Raw genomic sequence first — 16,580 nt, 5'->3', positions numbered from 1 at the left:
ACTCAGAGCGCTTCCGCGCCCGAAATGATTTCAATCAGTTCCTTGGTGATCTGAGCCTGACGCTGACGGTTGTAGCTCAGCGTCAGCTTGTTGATCATCTCACCGGCATTGCGCGTCGCATTGTCCATAGCGCTCATCTTGGCGCCCATCTCGCCCGCGACGTTCTCAAGGAGAGCACGGAAGATCTGGACGGAGATGTTGCGCGGGATCAGATCGTCGAGGATCGACGCCGGATCCGGCTCGTATTCGTAGACGGCGCCTGCATGTTCCGCATCTTCGGCAACGGCCTCGGGAGCCTTGGCCGGGATGAGCTGCTGCGCGGTCGGAACCTGGCTGATCACCGACTTGAACTCGGAGTAGAACAGCGTGCAGACGTCGAACTCACCGGCGGCGAACATGTCGATGATGCGCTTGCCGATCTGGTCGGCATTCTCGAAACCGATCTTCTTGACTTCGCGCAGTTCCTTGCGCTCGATGATCAGCGACGCATATTCACGGCGCAGGATGTCGTAGCCCTTCTTGCCGACGGTGAAGATCTTCACCGTCTTGCCTTCGGCCAGCAGCTTGCGGACATGGTCACGCGCAAAGCGCGCAATCTGCGAGTTGAAACCGCCGCAAAGACCGCGCTCCGCCGTGCAGACCACCAGCAGATGGACCTGGTCCTTGCCGGTGCCGGTCATCAGCGCCGGCGCGCCATCCGCATCGGTGACGGCCTTGGCGATGTTCGCCAGAACCGCACCCATGCGCTGCGAATACGGCCGGGCGGCCTCGGCCGCCTCCTGCGCACGCCGAAGCTTCGCCGCGGCGACCATTTTCATCGCCTTGGTGATCTTCTGCGTCGCCTTGACGGAGGCGATCCGGTTTTTCAGATCCTTAAGTGAAGGCATCCGTGATCCGTCCTAACTTAGGGCCTGATTACGAGAAAGACTTTGCGAAGCTATCGAGAGCAGCGGTGAGCTTGCCCCTGGTATCGTCGCTGATTGCCTTTTCCGTGCGGATCGCGTCGAGGATGGCGGAGCCTTCCGAACGCAGATAAGAGAGGAAGCCCTGCTCGAACTTGCCGACCGAAGCGACCGGAAGCTTGTCGAGATAGCCGTTGACGCCGGCGAAGATAACCGCGACCTGCTCTTCCGTCTTCAGCGGCGAGAACTGCGGCTGCTTCAGGAGTTCGGTCAGGCGTGCGCCGCGGTTCAACAGGCGCTGCGTCGCAGCGTCGAGGTCCGAACCGAACTGGGCGAAGGCGGCCATTTCGCGGTACTGGGCGAGCTCGCCCTTGATCGAGCCGGCGACCTGCTTCATGGCCTTGATCTGAGCCGAGGAACCGACGCGGGAAACCGACAGACCGACGTTAACGGCCGGACGGATACCCTGATAGAACAGGTCGGTCTCAAGGAAGATCTGGCCGTCGGTGATCGAGATCACGTTGGTCGGAATGAAGGCCGACACGTCGTTGCCCTGCGTTTCGATGACAGGCAGAGCGGTCAGCGAACCGGCGCCCTTGTCATCGTTCATCTTCGCAGCGCGCTCGAGCAGGCGAGAGTGCAGGTAGAAAACGTCGCCCGGATAGGCTTCGCGGCCCGGCGGGCGGCGCAGCAGCAGGGACATCTGGCGGTAGGATACGGCCTGCTTCGACAGGTCGTCGTAGCCGATCAGCGCATGCATGCCGTTGTCGCGGAAGTATTCGCCCATGGCGCAGCCGGCGAACGGAGCGAGGAACTGCATCGGAGCCGGATCGGAAGCGGTGGCGGCGACGATGATCGAGTACTTCAGCGCGCCGCGCTCTTCGAGCACCTTGACGAACTGCGCGACGGTCGAGCGCTTCTGGCCGACGGCGACGTAGACGCAGTAGAGCTTCTCGCCTTCCGGACCATTGTCGTGAATGGCCTTCTGGTTGAGGAAGGCATCGAGAAGAATGGCGGTCTTGCCGGTCTGGCGGTCGCCGATGACGAGCTCGCGCTGGCCGCGGCCGACCGGGATCAGCGCGTCGATGGCCTTGAGGCCGGTCGACATCGGCTCATGAACCGACTTGCGCGGAATGATGCCGGGAGCCTTGACGTCGACACGCGAACGGCGGGTCGCGTTGATCGGACCCTTGCCGTCGATCGGGTTGCCGAGCGCATCGACGACGCGGCCGAGCAGCTCCGGACCCACTGGAACGTCAACGATGGCGCCCGTACGCTTGACGGTGTCGCCTTCCTTGATGTCGCGGTCGGAGCCGAAAATAACGACACCGACGTTGTCGGATTCAAGGTTCAGAGCCATGCCGCGGATGCCGCCGGGGAACTCGACCATTTCACCGGCCTGGACGTTGTCCAGACCGTAAACGCGAGCGATACCGTCACCGACGGAGAGAACCTGGCCGACTTCCGAGACTTCTGCCTCTTTGCCGAAATTTTTGATCTGGTCTTTGAGAATTGCGGAAATTTCCGCGGCGCGGATATCCATCAGCCGACCTCTTTCAATGCAAGCTTAAGGGTAGAGAGTTTGGTACGAAGAGACGTATCAATCTGACGGGACCCGACCTTGACGATCAGACCACCAAGAATTGACGGATCAACCGTGACGGCAATCGCCACGTCTTTGCCGGTGACGCCCTTCAGCGCCGCCTTCAATTCATTTTCCTGCTCTGCGGTCAGAGCATGGGCCGAGGTAACCTCGGCAGAAATTTCGCCGCGATGGTTGGCGGCAATCAGCCGGAAGGCCTTGATCATGCCCGGCAGGGCGAACAGGCGGCGATTGCGCGCCACGACCTTCAGGAAATTGGCGAAGAAACCGGAGATGCCGGCCTTTTCGCTGACGGCGACGATCGCCTTCAGCTGGTCTTCGGCGGAGAAAACCGGGCTCAGGATGAAGCGCTTCAGATCATCGCTCTCATCCAGCATCGCCTGAAAACGGTCGAGATCGGCGGTTACCCTGTCTACGGCGCCTTCTTCGAGCGCCAGCTCGAAAAGCGACGAGGCATAGCGCTCTGCAACACCAGAAGTAAGCTGGGACGTGTCTGCCACTGGCACAAATTTCCCTGATTTCAATCCAAAATCCGGCTTTCGGCGGGCGCCGAGCCTATGACTTTGAATTCGTTTTGATTTCCCCCAGAAATCACAAGAGAAGCCTCTTGCTTCTTCCGAAATTCGGGGTCCGTCTAACATAGGATGTTCGGACTCGCAACACGCGTAATGCCCGAATACGCCTTTCACATGAATTTCTGTCCGCAAAATTGCGCAATGACTTGGAGGCAGGCCGTAGAGGCCGTCCGCAGGTGGCGAAATTCACGCCTGGATGAAGCCGAAAACATAAAGCAGAGGCAATGCGGCCAAAACAATCTGCACAACCAGAAGTAAATAGTTGACGATATTACTCCCCTTATCGGACAGGATCGAGATGATACGGGCAAAGGCAGCCATCACAAAGGAAGCGCCGAGCGCCATATAGGTCCAGTCCTGGGCGAGCATGATCGCCGAGACCCCGAAACCGAGATAAAAACCGCCCATCGAGCGCGCCTCGCCATAGCCTTCCGGCCGCCCCTCGCGCGCCTGCAGGCCGAGAAGACGCAAGGCGTGGCCCGGCGCGAACATCATGACGAAGCCCGCCAGCGCGGTGAAGGCCGCGGAGCAGAACGCCAGCTGCTCGCCAAGCTCGGTCGGAAAATAGAACTCCATGCTTCAGCCCCAAATCACTCGCGAATCGCTGTTTTATGGCATGGGCCGGAAAAGGATGAAATGGCGGCGGCGCCAGAAAACGCCGGCGGGCGATCCGCGGCAAGCTAAAGGAAACTCTGCGGATCGATATCGAGCTGCACCTGCACAGATCCGCGCTCCTTCGGCGATTGCGACAGCATCGCCCGCAGGAAGCCTTGCATGTCGGAGTTGCGCCGCCCGTGCACCAGAAGGCGGAAGCGGTGGCGGCCCCGCACCAGCGCCAGCGGCGCTTCCGCCGGGCCGAGCACCGAAATGCCCGAAACCTGCGGCGCCGCATTGCGCATGCCGCGCGCATGATTTTCGGCGTCGTGGCGGGTTTCGGCCGAAACGATGACCGAGGCGAGCCTGCCGAAAGGCGGCAGTGCGGCGCGTTCGCGCTCGGTGATCTCGCGCTCGTAGAAGGCGCCAGAATCGCCTGAGACGATCGCCTGCATCACCGGATGCTGCGGCTGGTAGGTCTGCAGCAACCCATGGCTCTTGAGGCCCGTGCGCCCGGCCCTGCCGGTCACCTGCGACAGCAGCTGGAATGTACGCTCGGCCGCGCGCGGATCGCCATTGGCAAGGCCGAGATCGGCATCGACGATGCCGACCAGCGTCATCAGCGGAAAATTATGGCCCTTGGCGACGAGCTGCGTGCCGATGACGATATCGGCCTCCCCCTTGGCGATCGCCTCCAGCTCCAGCCGCAGCCGCTTCACGCCGCCCATGATATCGGAGGAGAGAACGATCGTGCGGGACTCGGGGAAATGCCGCTCCACCTCTTCGGCGATGCGCTCGACCCCCGGGCCGCAGGCGACCAGATGGTCGAGCGTGCCGCATTCCGGGCATGCCTCCGGCGTGCGCTCGGTATGGCCGCATTGATGGCATTGCAGCTGTTTGCGGAAGCGATGCTCCACCAGCCAGCTCGAACATTGTGGGCACTGGAAACGGTGGCCGCACACCCGGCAGAGCGTCAGCGGTGCGTAGCCGCGCCTGTTCAGAAAGAGCAGCGCCTGTTCGCGCCTCTCCACCGTCTTGCCGATTGCCCGGATCAAGACGGGCGACAGGAAGCCGCCGCGCTCCGGCGCATGCCTGCGCATATCGATGAGATGCAGGTCCGGCAGTGCGGCATCGCCGAACCGCGTCGGCAGATGGACGGCGCTGTAACGCCCGCTCTGCCCGTTGACCTGACTTTCGACCGAAGGCGTCGCCGACACCAGGATGACGGGAAAGTCGCCGATGCGACCGCGCACCACTGCCATATCGCGGGCATTGTAGAAAACGCGGTCTTCCTGCTTGTAGGCAGGATCGTGCTCTTCGTCGACGATGATGAGGCCGAGATCTTCAAAGGGCAGGAAGAGTGCCGAGCGCGCGCCCGCCACGACCCTGACTTCCCCTGTTACCGCCTGGCGCCAGACCTTTTCGCGCATGCGCGGCGGCAGATCGGAGTGCCATTCGGCGGGCTTTGCACCGAAACGGTCCTGGAAGCGTTCGAGGAAACTTGCCGTCAGCGCAATTTCCGGCAGCAGGATCAACACCTGTTTGCCGCGCTTCAGCGTCTCGGCGATCGCCTCGAAATAAACCTCCGTCTTGCCCGAGCCGGTTACTCCGTCGATCAGCGACACCGCGAATTCGCCCTTGCAAACGTCGCCGACGATCTCCTCGGCCGCTTGCCTCTGCGGCCCTTCCAGGCGCGCGGCGGCGAAATCGGGATCGGGTTTCGCCACCACCGGCGGCGGCGGCAGGAATATCGTCTCGAAGATCCCAAGCGTGATCAGCCCATCGACGACGCTCGTCGAGACACCCGCAGCATGCGCCAGGCCGCTGCGCGTCCACGACAAGCCGTCCGCGGCGGCATCGAGCACCCGGGCGCGCGCCGGCGTCATCCGCTCCGGCTCGCCGCCGACGAGCTTCAGCCCTTCCACCATCGGTTCCGGCTCGAAGGCGTTCGGCGCCCTGAGCGCCATGCGCGCGACGAGCCCAGGCGGCGAAAGCGTGTAGGTCGCAACCCAATCGATGAAATCCCGCATCTCGCGGGAGAGCGGCGGGCAGTCGAAGACATGGCTGATCGGCCGGAGCTTCTTCGGATCGACGCCATCTTCGCCGCCGTCCCAGACGACGCCGATCACCTGCCTCGGCCCGAGCGGCACCTGCACGACCGAGCCGGGCTCGACCGCCATGCCCTCCGGCACCGAATAGGAATAGGGTTTCGGCGCCGGCATCGGCACCAGCACCGGAACCGTGCGGTTCGCGGGCGGTGCCTCGAAAAGCGCGCCAAAGAGATCGGACGAATCTGTGCTCATCGCGCGAGACCATGCCCGCAAATCATTGGAATTGGAACCGCAAAGACGGACATCCGCGCCAGGCAACGGACGTGGATAAGGGTTGCTGGGCACGTGATGGAGCGCATAGATTGCCGGGGCGATTTATTCGACCGCTGAATCGGAGAGGAACGAATGGCTAGACTGACCGAAGATGCCAAGGGTGTCTATGTAATCGCCGTAACACCCTTCACCGACGACGGCGCGCTGGATCTTGCCAGTATCGACAGCATGGTCGATTTCTACGAGGGTGCCGGCGTCACCGGTCTGACGGTCCTCGGCCAGCTCGGCGAAGCGCCGAAGCTGACGGCCGAGGAATCACGCATCGTCGTCGAGCGTGTGCTGAAGCGCCTGGATGGACGCCTTCCCGTCGTCGTCGGCGTCTCGGCGCCAGGGCTCGCACCGATGCGCGAGCTCGCGGAAACCGTCATGGGCGCGGGTGCGGCCGGCGTCATGGTCGCGCCGCCCTGGACCGTCAGGACCGACGATCAGGCTTTCTCCTTTTATCAGTCGGTCGGCGAGGCGTTGGGTGACACGCCCTTCGTGCTGCAGGACTATCCGCTGACCACCAATGTGACGATCGCCGCTGGCGTCATCGAGCGCATCGTCAGGGAAGTGCCCAATTGCGTCATGCTCAAGCATGAGGATTGGCCGGGCCTTGCCAAGATCACCGCGCTTCGCGCCGCCAGCGGCAGCGGCGCCATGCGGCGCATCTCGATCCTTTGCGGCAATGGCGGGCTTTTCCTGCCTGAGGAGATGGGTCGCGGCGCCGATGGCGCGATGACCGGCTTCTGCTATCCCGAGATGATGGTCGGCGTCGTCGAGGCCCATGCCGCCGGAAATCCCGATCGTGCCCATGAAATCTTCGACGCCTATCTGCCGCTCGCCCGCTATGAACAGCAGCAGGGCATCGGCCTGGCCTGCCGCAAATACGTCCTTGCCAAGCGCGGGGTCATCAAGTCCGCCGCTCTGCGCAAGCCCGGCGCCCGGCTCTCGGCGCCCGACATTGCCGATGTCGAACGGCTGCTCGCCCGCCAGGCCATCCGCCTCAGGGAGATCGGCGCATGAGGCCGGATCAACGCAGCTCAAGACTATGGGTATAACGGTGATGCTCACGGGGCTGGAACCCTAACGACTCCCAGAACTTCGCCGCGCGATCATTTCCCGCGTGAACGGTGGCGAGCGTGCAGAAGGATCGCCCATGGTCCAGCAGAGCCTGGGCGAGCATCCGGCCGATGCCGTGCCCGCGCATTGCAGGTTGGACGTAGAAACGCCGCATCCGCAACGCTCCCGCCATGGCATGTTCGACGGTCATGCCTCCGATACCGGCCAGCGCCTGACCGGCGTAAGCGGCGAGCAGCTTTTCGCGAACATCGTCAAACCTGACTTCGCCAGCTGACCATTCTTGAATGAGCCGGGTGATATGCAGATGGCCTTCGCACCGGGCCTCGCTCTCGAGAGCCACGATCTCCTGCGGCAGTCGATCGCGTATTACCCGAATATCGATCATCATAACGATGCTGCTATCTAAACCGCAGGAACCGGCAGGTCGCGGTCAGACGCTGCTGCAGCCGGCAGGCCGACCGGCACGAAGGCCGCGTCACCATCCGCCGCGAGATCATGCACCGTATGCTTCTCCAGCGCCTTCGTCACATCATTGAGGTCGCCGTCCAGATGTTCGGCCGGAATGAGATTGCCGATGACGAAATCGAAACGGTCGCCGCGCTTGTTCAAGAGCTCGTGGAACACGGTCATGTCGCGAAGTTCCGTCGACCATTTCGCCAGCCAGTAAAAAAGGCCGGAATTGCGCGCCGTCATATGGACGGGAAGGATCGGCAGATTGTATTTGCGCGCCAGCCCGACGGCCGAGGTCTTCCATGGGCGCTCGTTCAGCCGTCCGTTCGCCCAATAGGCGATGCGGCCCGACGGAAAGAGCACGGTCGCCTTGCCTTCCCTGACCGCATGGTTGGTCAGCTGCAGCGTCTCGCGCGCCTTGAGCTTGCTCTTGTGCTCCTCCCGCCATTCGACGGGAATGATCATCTCGGCAAAGCGCGGATTGACGCGGATCGCGTCCCGGTTGGCGAAGAACATCATGTCGGGCCGGCGCGCTTTCAGGAGATCAAAGACAGCGACGCCATCGGCAATGCCGGTCGGGTGATTGCTGACGAGAATGAAGCCGCCTTTATCGGGAATGCGTTCGCCATTAGTAATGCCAATATCGAGTTTCAGCACGTCGCTCAGATATTCGAACGACTGGAAGCCCGGCATCTTGGCAACCGCATTGGCGAATTCGATTGCCTTGCTGTAGCGCAGAAGCGTGTAGAGAAATGGCCGCATCGCCGGCCAGAGCGGGTGTTTGACGATCCTCTGGCCGCGTTCGGCAATCAGCGTATCAACGATATGACCGGGTTTTCCATGTGAAACGAGGGCGATCGCTTCCGCGAGCTGTCCGAAAGCCGTCATGGAATCGCGCCGTGCCATGAAAGATCCTGTCTATGGGGTATAAAGCTATCGCAGTAGAATATGATCTAGGGATGACAAAGGTTTGGCCGGCATTAGCAATTCCATAACCGTTCCTACTTCAAATTGGCGAGCTTGAAGGCAAATTCAAGGCCCTGCCCCGTGAATGAACTGTTGATCATCGCCGATCCGCGCCTGATGGCGGAACGGGCTGCGTGGCTCGAAAACCTCGCCCGCGAGCGCCGTCTTTCCGAGCATACGCTCGACGCTTACGAGCGCGATACCCGCCAGTTTCTGACCTTCCTGACCGGCCATCTCGCCGGGCCGGCGACACTTGCCGATATCAGGGAATTGCGCCCTGCCGACTTCCGCGCCTTCCTCGCGGCAAGGCGCAAGCAGGGCTCCGGTGCCCGCTCGCTCGGCCGCAATCTCGCCGGCCTCCGCTCGCTGCTGCGCCATCTCGAAAAGAAGGGCTTGGTCAATGCCGCCGGCGCCGGCGCGATCCGCTCGCCGAAGCAGCCGAAATCGCTGCCCAAGCCGCTCTCCGATACGCAGGCGATCACCATCGTCAGCGACGAAGCCCAGCTCCATGACGAACCCTGGATCGCCGCGCGCGATGCAGCCGTCATGACCTTGCTTTACGGTTGCGGCCTGCGCATCTCCGAGGCGCTGGATCTCGTTCCCGCCGATCTGCAGAAGGGCGCCACCACGCTGCGCATCACCGGCAAGGGCAACAAGACGCGGCTGGTGCCGCTGCTGCCTGTGGTGTTCGATGCCGTCGAGAAATATCGCACGCTTTGCCCCTACCATCTGGAAAGCGGTGAGCCGCTGTTTCGCGGCGCCCGCGGCGGCAAGCTGCAGGCGGCGATCATCCAGCGCGCCATGCAGAAGCTGCGTAGCGCCTTCGGCCTGCCGGAGACCGCCACACCCCACGCGCTGCGCCATTCCTTCGCCACGCACCTGCTTGCCGGCGGCGGCGACCTGCGCACCATTCAGGAGCTGCTCGGCCATGCCAGCCTGTCGACCACGCAGGTCTATACCGGCGTCGATGCATCGCGGCTGCTGGAGGTGTATGATCGCGCCCATCCGCGAGCCTGATGCATGTCCTCAAACCGTGCAGCGGTTTGAGCGACGAGGAGGCTTCAACCGTTCGTTAACGCATTTTCTTAAAGGAATATGCGCAAGCCGGGCGTAGAGCGTGACTGATATAAGGCATGTGATGGGAAAACCCCTATGACGACATCAATCGGCCGCCGGACGTTTCACTTCATCGCGCCGGGCAATCTGCTGCTCTGGTTGATCGCAGCCTTTCACATGCTGCTTCTCGCAGCCCTTTTTGTCGCCTTTCTGACGGCTCGGCCGGCCGCCGCGGGCGATGAGACCTGCACCGGCCGCAACCTGATGGCCGAGCTGCAGCAGAACGACCCCGCCCGCTATGCCGAGGCTCAGAAGGAAGCCGACGCCACGCCGAACGGCAAGGGTATCTTCTGGAAGATCGAGAAGCCGGGCGTCCAGCCTTCCTGGCTGCTCGGCAGCATGCATGTCACAGATCCGCGCGTGCTTGCCCTGCCGCCGCGCGCCCAGGCCGCCCATGATGCGGCCAGCACGATCATCATCGAATCCGACGAGATTCTCGATGAGCGCAAGGCGACCGCCGCCCTGCTTGCAAAGCCGGAGCTGACGATGTTCACGGACGGCACGACGATCGACAAGCTGCTTTCCTCCGAGGATTACCAGCGCCTCGAAGCCGGCCTCAAGCAGCGCGGCATTCCGCTCGGCGCCGTCTCCCGCATGCGGCCCTGGATGATCTCGAGCGCCGTCGCCCTGCCGGCCTGCGAAATTGCCCGCAAGGCGAAAGGCGTAAAATTCCTCGACCAGAAAATCGCCGCCGATGCCGCAGCCGAAGGCAAGCAGGTCAAGGGGCTGGAGACCCTTGCCGAGCAGATCCAGGCCATGGCCGACCTGCCGGTCGAATTCCATATGAAGTCGCTGATCGAGACGCTGGAGCTCGGCGACAAGATGAACGATGTCGTCGAAACGATGACCGATCTCTATCTCTCCGGCGATATCGGCATGACCATGCCGATGCTGAAGACTGTGACGCCGGAGAAGGAAGGCGAAGACAGCGATTACGCCGCCTTCGAACAGCGCGTCATCCTCGACCGCAACAAGGTGATGGCCGAACGCGCCGCCCCCATTCTCGACGGCGGCAACGTCTTCATGGCCGTCGGCGCCCTGCATCTGCCGGGCGAGCGCGGCGTTATCGAGCTGCTGCGCCAGCAGGGTTTTACCGTAACGGCCGTAAACTAAGCTTCCTGCTGCATCGGCCGATGGGCGACAAATAAAACAGCCGCTCGCCTCACGGCGAGCGGCTGCGCGCTTGGCCAGGAATATTTAAAGCTTACATGTGGATCGGCTTGAAGAAGGTCGCGAGCGCCGCTTCCTTCACCGCTTCCGACATCGTCGGATGCGCATGGCAGGTGCGGCCGAGATCTTCCGACGAACCGCCGAATTCCATCAGCACGGCGATCTCGTGGATCATCTCGCCGGCGCCGAAGCCGACGATATGGCCGCCGAGCACCCGGTCGGTTTCCTTGTCGGCGAGGATCTTGACGAAGCCATCGGTCGCAAGCATCGCGCGGGCGCGGCCGTTCGCCGTGAACGGGAACTTTCCGACCTTGTAGGCCACGCCTGCCGCCTTCAGCTCTTCCTCGGTCTTGCCGACGGAAGCGACTTCCGGCTGGGTATAGACGACGCTCGGAATGACCTCGTAATTGACGTGGCCGTGCTGCCCGGCGAGGATTTCGGCAAGCGCCACGCCCTCGTCTTCCGCCTTATGTGCCAGCATCGGCCCCTTCACCACGTCGCCGATCGCATAGATGCCGGCGACATTGGTCCTGAAGTGACCGTCGATCTCGACGCGGCCGCGATTGTCGAGCGCAACGCCAGCCTCTTCGAGGCCGAGGCCTGCCGTATAAGGCTTGCGGCCGGTGGCGATCAGCACGACGTCGGCGTCGAGCGTGACGGTATCACCGCCCTTGACCGGCTCGAAGGTGACCTTGGCGCCCTTGCCGCCCTTTTCGACACCAGTGACCTTGGCGCCGAGATTGAAATCGATACCCTGCTTGGCGAGCATGCGCTGAAACTGCTTGGAGACTTCGCCGTCCATGCCGCCGAGGATGGTGTCGAGATATTCGACGACGGTGACCTTGGCGCCGAGACGCGACCAGACCGAGCCGAGCTCGAGGCCGATGACGCCGCCGCCGACGACGATCAGCGTTTCCGGAACCTTCTCCAGCGCAATGCCGCCGGTGGACGAGATGATGGTCTTCTCATCGACCTCGACCTGCACGCCCGGAATGCCCGCGACGTCGGAGCCGGTGGCGATGACGATGTTCTTGCCCTCGATCTCCTGCACCTTGCCATCCTCGGCGGTGACGGAAACCTTGCCGGCCGAGACGACCTTGCCGGTGCCCTGGAAGGCGTCGATCTTGTTCTTCTTGAACAGGAAGGCGACGCCGTCGACATTCGACTTCACCGTCGCATCCTTATGCGCCATCATATTGGCGAGATTGAGCGTCGGCGCCGGCACGTCGATGCCGAGAGCGCTCAGCCCGTGGCCGGCCTGGTGGAACATCTCGGAAGCATGCAGCAGCGCCTTCGACGGAATGCAGCCGACGTTCAGGCAAGTGCCGCCATAGGTCGCGCGCTTTTCGACGACGGCGACCTTGAGGCCGAGCTGGGCCGCCTTGACGGCGCAGACATAGCCGCCCGGGCCGGTTCCGATAATGATCACATCGTAGGACATTGCTTTTTTCCCTTTGGATTTTTCGTTTAGTCGGCCGCGCGCGACAGAGCGAGGCGGAAGCCGAAGCCGACGAGTGCCGCTCCGGTGATGCGGTTGAACCATTTGCCGCTGGCGATGAAGCGGTCACGGATCGCCTTGACCGTGAAGAAATAGGAGACGCCGGCAAACCAGGCGACTAGCGCCCCCGCCATGCTGATGCCATAGGAGAACTGAATGAGCGCGGGTGTGTCGTGATGCACCAGCGTCGAAAACAGCGACAGGAAGAACAGCACCGGCTTCGGGTTCAACGCATTGGTGATGAAGCCCATGCCAAGGCATTTCAGCATCGAGACCGGCTTGCGGTCTTCGGCCGTCACCTCGATCTCCCGCACGTTGAAACCGGGCTCGCGGAACGACTTGATGCCGAGATAGACCAGATAGGCGACACCCGCCCATTTGATCATCGAAAACAGCATCAGCGATTTCGACACGATGAGGCCGAGGCCGAGGATGGTGTAGCTGATATGGAAGAGCAGCGAAAAGCCCATGCCGATCCCGGTCATGATGGCGGCGCGGCGCCCATGCACGATGCTCTGGCGCAGGATGACGGCGAAATCGGCGCCCGGCACGACGATGAAGATCGAGAAAATGGCCATCAGGCCCATGAATTCGAGAATATATTGCATGCTGCTTTCGCCCTGCCTTCTAGCGGCCGCCGCTGACGTTGAGGATCGCGCCGGTTATATAGGAAGCCGATGGAGAGAGAAGATAGAGGATCGCGTCCGCCACCTCTTCGGCCGAGCCGGTCCGCTGCATCGGGATCGACGGCGCCATGTCGCGCGGCCGGTCCGGCAGCCCGCCCGAAGCATGGATGTCGGTTTCGATGATGCCCGGCCTGACGGCGTTCACACGAATGCCTTCCGCCGCCACTTCGCGCGCCAGTCCGACAGTGAACGTATCGATGGCGGCCTTCGAGGCGGCGTAATCGACATATTGCGCCGGCGAACCGAGCACCGCCGCCATCGACGAGATATTGACAATCGCCCCGCCCCGCCCGCCATGCCGGCTCGACATGCGGCGGACCGCTTCTGCCGCGCAGAGCAGGGAGCCGGTCACATTGACGCGCAGCATGCGCTCGATGCGCTCCACAGACATCTCGTCGATCCGCTGCGGATAATCGACGATGCCGGCATTGTTGACGAGCCCGTCGAGCCGGCCGAAATGGCGATCGACGGCGGCAAACATCGCGACGATATCGCCGGCCTTGCCGACATCGCCCTCGATCGCTATCGCCTCGCCGCCGCTTGCGGCGATTGCCGCGACGACGGCATCGGCAGCCGCGCGGTTGGAGGCATAGTTCACCGCGACACGCCAGCCCTGGCGCGCGGCAAGACGCGAGGCGGCAGCGCCGATGCCCCTGCTGCCTCCGGTCACGAGAACGACAGGTGCATGGCTCATGTCGCGCATTCCTTGAATGTCAGAACGTCCCAGGGCGCCACGGAAGCCTTGCCCTCACCCCAGGCGCTGGATTCGCGGATGGCAGGACCGAGGCCGGGCAGCACGAGCCTTTCGGCCGCCACAGCGCCTTCCGGCTGCAGATTGTCCATCTCGCCCTTCTCATCCATGCCGTAGACGGCGCCCTGCCAGACCGTGCAGGCATCGAGATCGGCGCCGGTCACGTCGCCCTCGGGGCAGTTGAACATCAGGATGCCGATGGCGCGCACCGGATCTTCCGACGGCATGACATAGCCTTCCATCACGACGGATGTCTTCAGCGCACTGACCTTGAACTGGTTGCTGGCGGCAGCCGACGAAGAATTCAGCGGCGCAAAGCGCAGTTCATAGGCGCCGTCGCGATCGATATAAACCGCCCGCTCCTGCTTGCAGTCGGCGCCGGACACGGCGGCCGGAGCGGCAAAAAGCATGGCGGCCGCAATTGCAGCCACGCCTTTCCATCCCGTTATGATGCCGATCCCCTCGCTCATTGTCCTTGTTGCTCTCTCCGCCCGTCGGCATTCTCGATCACGCCGAAATCCGTCAGCAGCACCAGCGGATGGCCGTCCTTGTCGAGCCCCCAGAAAACCGGATAGAAGCCGTCGCCCCAGCCGCTCCAGAACACCGCGACATTGCCCTTCTTGCCGGCGACCGGCCGGTGCAGCGCATAGGCGCCCTTGTTGGCATCGAGGTCAGACGCCAGCACATCGTCATAATAATTGATGTCCGCGTCGGGCTTTTGCGCCTGAACCTGCGCTTGACGCTCTCCGATCAGATCGAGCGTATCGGCATCCATGTAACAGCCGAGGCCGGCATCGACGGGATAGCCGAAGATCTCGCCGTCTTTCAGCGTCGCGGGGTCCTGGCCGGGAAGGACCGCAAGCTCCCAATGATCCGGCTTGCCCTCGGCAAACCGCATGCTGGCGGCGGCAATGCGCCCGAATGCCCGGTAGAGCGTGACAGGATAGTCGCCCGGCGCAACCGTCTTGGCGAGCGCCGGCCGATCCGGCTGGGCGAGCGGGTCGGCAGCAACGATGCGCCCCGAGGTCAGCTCGGCATTGCCCATATGGATCACAGTGATCGACCGCCCGGAGAGTTCGGCATCGCCAAGCGCCACCAGCTCGAAATTGCTGCTGGCCTTGGTAACGTCCCAACCGGCCGCCGACGCGGAAACCGGGACATGCGCGGTGGCAGCACAAAGAAGAAGGCGTGCCGCTCGCATCATCCGGTTCCGCATCGAAAAGCTCCTTAAAGATCAAGAACCAGACGTTCCGGATCTTCGAGGCTTTCCTTGACGCGCACGAGGAAGGTGACCGCTTCCTTGCCGTCGACGATGCGGTGATCGTAGGACAGCGCCAGATACATCATCGGACGGATGACCACCTGGCCGCCGATCGCGACCGGCCGCTCCTGGATCTTGTGCATGCCGAGAATGCCGGACTGCGGTGCATTGAGGATCGGCGAGGACATCAGCGAACCGTAGACGCCGCCGTTCGAGATGGTGAAGGTGCCGCCCTGCATGTCGGCCATCGAAAGCTGGCCGTCGCGGGCTGCCTTGCCGAGGCGGCCGATTTCCTTTTCGATCTCGGCGATCGACATCTGGTCGGCATCGCGCACGATCGGAACCACGAGGCCCTTGTCGGTGCCGACGGCGACGCCGATGTGGCAGTAGTTCTTGTAGATGATGTCGGTGCCGTCGATCTCGGCGTTGACAGCCGGCAGTTCCTTCAGCGCATGCGTCACGGCCTTGGTGAAGAAGCCCATGAAGCCGAGCTTGACGCCGTGCTTCTTCTCGAAGACGTCCTTGTATCTGTTGCGCAGGTCCATGACCGCCTTCATGTCCACCTCGTTATAGGTGGTCAGCATGGCGGCTGTGTTCTGCGCGTCCTTGAGGCGCTTGGCGATCGTCTGGCGCAGGCGCGTCATCTTCACCCGCTCTTCGCGCGAGGCATCCTCGACCGTCGACGGACCGCGCGCAGCGGCAGGCGCTGCTGCGGGTGCTGCCGCCGGAGCGGAAATGCCCTTGGCGACGGCGGCGATGACGTCACCCTTCAGCACCTGGCCGCGTTTGCCGCTGCCGTCAACCTGATCGGCGGAAAGATTGTTTTCGGCCAGCATCTTCGAAGCCGCCGGCGCCGGCGGCATGGTGGAGACGGAGGCGCTGGACGACGACGATGCCGCAGCCACAGCGGCGGGCGCGGCAGGTGCCGGAGCAGCAGGAGCGGCAGCAGCAGGCGCGGCGGCGGCAGCTGCGCCTTCGGCGATCTGGCCGAGCAACGCCCCGAGGCCGACGGTTTCGCCGGCGGCGGCGACGATTTCGGAAAGCGTGCCGGAGGTGGGCGCGGGAACTTCGATGGTCACCTTATCGGTTTCAAGCTCCAGAATCGGCTCGTCGGCCTTGATGGCGTCGCCGACCTTCTTGAACCAGGTGCCGACGGTTGCCTCGCTGACGGATTCACCGAGAGTTGGAACGCGGATTTCTGTGGCCATTGTTCAAATCCTGATTTCGTGTGTTTTCGTTTAAACGTTTCAGACGGCGGGCGGCCGCAAGATGATCGAGGGCATCGGCAGGATATCGAAGCGGAAACCGAAGCCGGAAGCGATAATCGGATCGTTGTCGGCAAGAGCCTGCGCCGCCGCCTGATCCTCGACCTCGACGACCGCCATGCCCCAGGCGCCTTTCCCCTCGAAGACGGGGCCGACCGTCACGGCCGATCCCGCAAGGGCGTTGCGATGCCAGTATTCGACATGGCGTTTCATCGCCGCCATTTCCTCCCCGGTCCCGTCATGCGGGAAAGTGGGGCGCGGCGGCTGCAGTCTCAGAAAGAAGTAAGCCATCACGCC

17 protein-coding genes are annotated in these 16,580 nt (G+C 62.9%); 3 read left to right on the top strand and 14 right to left on the bottom strand.

The window, feature by feature from the left end; genetic code table 11:
* Positions 1 to 2 precede the first annotated feature (2 nt).
* From ATY76_RS26315 to ATY76_RS26295, 5 genes are all read right to left on the bottom strand, one after another.
* On the bottom strand, positions 3 to 887 hold the full coding sequence (locus tag ATY76_RS26315) for a F0F1 ATP synthase subunit gamma (RefSeq protein WP_088677591.1): 885 nt from the start codon (positions 885 to 887) through the stop codon (positions 3 to 5).
* 28 nt (positions 888 to 915) lie between these two features.
* The gene (gene atpA / locus ATY76_RS26310) at positions 916 to 2,445 is read right to left on the bottom strand and encodes a F0F1 ATP synthase subunit alpha (RefSeq protein ID WP_088677590.1); all 1,530 of its coding nucleotides are present in this window, start codon (positions 2,443 to 2,445) and stop codon (positions 916 to 918) included.
* Positions 2,445 to 3,011 (bottom strand): F0F1 ATP synthase subunit delta, encoded by a 567-nt coding sequence (locus ATY76_RS26305; RefSeq protein ID WP_088677589.1) that lies wholly within the window; start codon positions 3,009 to 3,011, stop codon positions 2,445 to 2,447. Before ATY76_RS26305 ends, atpA begins: the two co-directional genes overlap by 1 nt.
* 255 nt (positions 3,012 to 3,266) lie before the next feature.
* On the bottom strand, positions 3,267 to 3,656 hold the full coding sequence (locus ATY76_RS26300) for a DUF4345 family protein (protein WP_088677588.1): 390 nt from the start codon (positions 3,654 to 3,656) through the stop codon (positions 3,267 to 3,269).
* A gap of 104 nt (positions 3,657 to 3,760) precedes the next feature.
* A complete protein-coding gene (locus ATY76_RS26295) occupies positions 3,761 to 5,977 on the bottom strand; it encodes a primosomal protein N' (protein WP_088677587.1) in 2,217 nt (738 codons plus the stop codon).
* Positions 5,978 to 6,130: 153 nt separating this feature from the next.
* Here ATY76_RS26295 and ATY76_RS26290 point away from each other — a divergent pair, with 153 nt between their 5' ends.
* Positions 6,131 to 7,063, top strand: a complete 933-nt coding sequence (locus ATY76_RS26290; protein WP_088677586.1) for a dihydrodipicolinate synthase family protein — start codon at positions 6,131 to 6,133, stop codon at positions 7,061 to 7,063.
* A 7-nt stretch (positions 7,064 to 7,070) separates the two neighbouring features.
* Here ATY76_RS26290 and ATY76_RS26285 read toward each other — a convergent pair whose 3' ends face one another.
* Both ATY76_RS26285 and ATY76_RS26280 read right to left on the bottom strand, forming a co-directional pair.
* Complete coding sequence (locus ATY76_RS26285) at positions 7,071 to 7,508, bottom strand: GNAT family N-acetyltransferase (RefSeq protein ID WP_088677585.1); 438 nt, start codon at positions 7,506 to 7,508, stop codon at positions 7,071 to 7,073.
* A gap of 14 nt (positions 7,509 to 7,522) precedes the next feature.
* Positions 7,523 to 8,476: a GNAT family N-acetyltransferase gene (locus ATY76_RS26280; protein WP_088677584.1), complete on the bottom strand. Its 954-nt coding sequence runs from the start codon at positions 8,474 to 8,476 to the stop codon at positions 7,523 to 7,525.
* A gap of 141 nt (positions 8,477 to 8,617) precedes the next feature.
* Here ATY76_RS26280 and ATY76_RS26275 point away from each other — a divergent pair, with 141 nt between their 5' ends.
* On the top strand, positions 8,618 to 9,553 hold the full coding sequence (locus tag ATY76_RS26275; protein WP_088677583.1) for a tyrosine recombinase XerC: 936 nt from the start codon (positions 8,618 to 8,620) through the stop codon (positions 9,551 to 9,553).
* A gap of 135 nt (positions 9,554 to 9,688) precedes the next feature.
* Positions 9,689 to 10,765 (top strand): TraB/GumN family protein, encoded by a 1,077-nt coding sequence (locus tag ATY76_RS26270; protein ID WP_088677582.1) that lies wholly within the window; start codon positions 9,689 to 9,691, stop codon positions 10,763 to 10,765.
* Positions 10,766 to 10,856: 91 nt separating this feature from the next.
* Here the strand turns inward: ATY76_RS26270 and lpdA are convergent, their stop codons facing one another.
* Genes lpdA through ATY76_RS26235 form a run of 7 tightly spaced genes read right to left on the bottom strand, consistent with a single transcriptional unit; the run spans position 10,857 to position 16,574 of the window.
* A complete protein-coding gene (lpdA, locus tag ATY76_RS26265) occupies positions 10,857 to 12,263 on the bottom strand; it encodes a dihydrolipoyl dehydrogenase (RefSeq protein ID WP_088677581.1) in 1,407 nt (468 codons plus the stop codon).
* A gap of 26 nt (positions 12,264 to 12,289) precedes the next feature.
* Positions 12,290 to 12,928, bottom strand: coding sequence for a LysE family transporter (locus ATY76_RS26260; RefSeq protein ID WP_088677580.1), 639 nt, complete (start codon positions 12,926 to 12,928; stop codon positions 12,290 to 12,292).
* Positions 12,929 to 12,947: 19 nt separating this feature from the next.
* Positions 12,948 to 13,700 carry an SDR family oxidoreductase gene (locus ATY76_RS26255; RefSeq protein ID WP_088677579.1) on the bottom strand — a complete coding sequence of 251 codons (753 nt, stop codon included), beginning with the start codon at positions 13,698 to 13,700 and terminating at the stop codon, positions 12,948 to 12,950.
* On the bottom strand, positions 13,697 to 14,227 hold the full coding sequence (locus ATY76_RS26250) for a hypothetical protein (protein WP_088677578.1): 531 nt from the start codon (positions 14,225 to 14,227) through the stop codon (positions 13,697 to 13,699). The genes ATY76_RS26255 and ATY76_RS26250 overlap by 4 nt, the downstream gene beginning before the upstream one ends.
* Positions 14,224 to 14,973, bottom strand: coding sequence for a DUF4241 domain-containing protein (locus ATY76_RS26245; protein WP_088677577.1), 750 nt, complete (start codon positions 14,971 to 14,973; stop codon positions 14,224 to 14,226). The genes ATY76_RS26250 and ATY76_RS26245 overlap by 4 nt, the downstream gene beginning before the upstream one ends.
* Before the next feature lie 11 nt (positions 14,974 to 14,984).
* Complete coding sequence (gene odhB / locus ATY76_RS26240; protein ID WP_088677576.1) at positions 14,985 to 16,226, bottom strand: 2-oxoglutarate dehydrogenase complex dihydrolipoyllysine-residue succinyltransferase; 1,242 nt, start codon at positions 16,224 to 16,226, stop codon at positions 14,985 to 14,987.
* A 39-nt stretch (positions 16,227 to 16,265) separates the two neighbouring features.
* Complete coding sequence (locus tag ATY76_RS26235) at positions 16,266 to 16,574, bottom strand: YciI family protein (RefSeq protein WP_088677575.1); 309 nt, start codon at positions 16,572 to 16,574, stop codon at positions 16,266 to 16,268.
* Positions 16,575 to 16,580: the final 6 nt, after the last annotated feature.

Origin of the sequence: Rhizobium sp. R339 (genome assembly GCF_002211395.1) — a bacterium.
Lineage (GTDB): Bacteria > Pseudomonadota > Alphaproteobacteria > Rhizobiales > Rhizobiaceae > Rhizobium.
The sequence above is the reverse complement of the archived record's forward strand: the minus strand, read 5'-3'. Positions and strand labels throughout refer to the sequence as shown.